Raw genomic sequence first — 868 nt, 5'->3', positions numbered from 1 at the left:
TTTTCTTTCCCAACCCCATACGCAAAACGCCCGGTCAGCCCGCCCCGCCGCACGCTAGCGGTCGCTGTTTAAGGCCCGGTTACCCAGAGCTTAACGCGTGATTAGGAGGTGCGGCATTCGCTGGCCGCAGTTCCGCCGGCCAGGCGGCGGAGCTAGGATTGGAAGCAATAAGAGGGAACTCACGAGGGAGCTCAGATGGGCCACATCGATCCGACCAAGGAGATCTTTGCGCAGTTCCGGGATAACGACCGTCCCGGCCCGATCCACATGCTCAACCTGGTGCGGCTGCGCAAGGAGGCGGCCTATCCCGACGGCCGCAAGGCGAGCGGCGCGGAAGCCTATGCGGCCTATGGCCGCGAGAGCGGCCCGGTGTTTGAACGCCTCGGCGGCCGCATCGTCTGGCAGGGCAGGTTCGAGCTGATGCTGATCGGCCCCGAGGGCGAACGCTGGGACCACTGCTTCATCGCCGAATACCCTGGCGTCGCCGCCTTCGTCGAGATGATCCGCGATCCCGTCTATCGCGAAGCGGTGAAGCACAGGCAGGCGGCGGTGGAGGACTCGCGGCTGATCCGGCATGCGGTGCTGCCGGTCGGCAAGAATTTTGGGGAGATACCGGAGTAGATGACGGTCTCTATCCGTCATCCTGAGGTGCGAGCTCTCGCGAGCCTCGAAGGATGTACGGCCCGGACGCTTCCGCGCGGCGATCAGCCGGGCCGTCGCCCTTCGAGGGCCGCCGAAGAGGCGGCCACCTCAGAGGGTGTGATCTATTCGACGGCTCATCGAGCACTATAGCCGAAAGCCGTCGCAGTGTGATTCTCTGGCGATGGCGGATTCGCAGGAGACCACGATGGCAAGCGATGAATTGTTC

Annotated in this window: 1 protein-coding gene; it reads left to right on the top strand. The window is 64.2% G+C overall.

The features are described 5' to 3' along the window. Window positions 1-195 precede the first annotated feature (195 nt). Entirely contained in the window at window positions 196-621 is a 426-nt protein-coding gene (locus QCM77_RS45945; protein ID WP_280097145.1) for a DUF1330 domain-containing protein, read from the top strand. Window positions 622-868 lie beyond the last annotated feature (247 nt).

Source organism: Bradyrhizobium nivariense (assembly GCF_029846695.2).
GTDB lineage: Bacteria > Pseudomonadota > Alphaproteobacteria > Rhizobiales > Xanthobacteraceae > Bradyrhizobium.
Note: the sequence above shows the minus strand (reverse complement) of the source record. Positions and strands in the feature narration are given on the sequence as shown.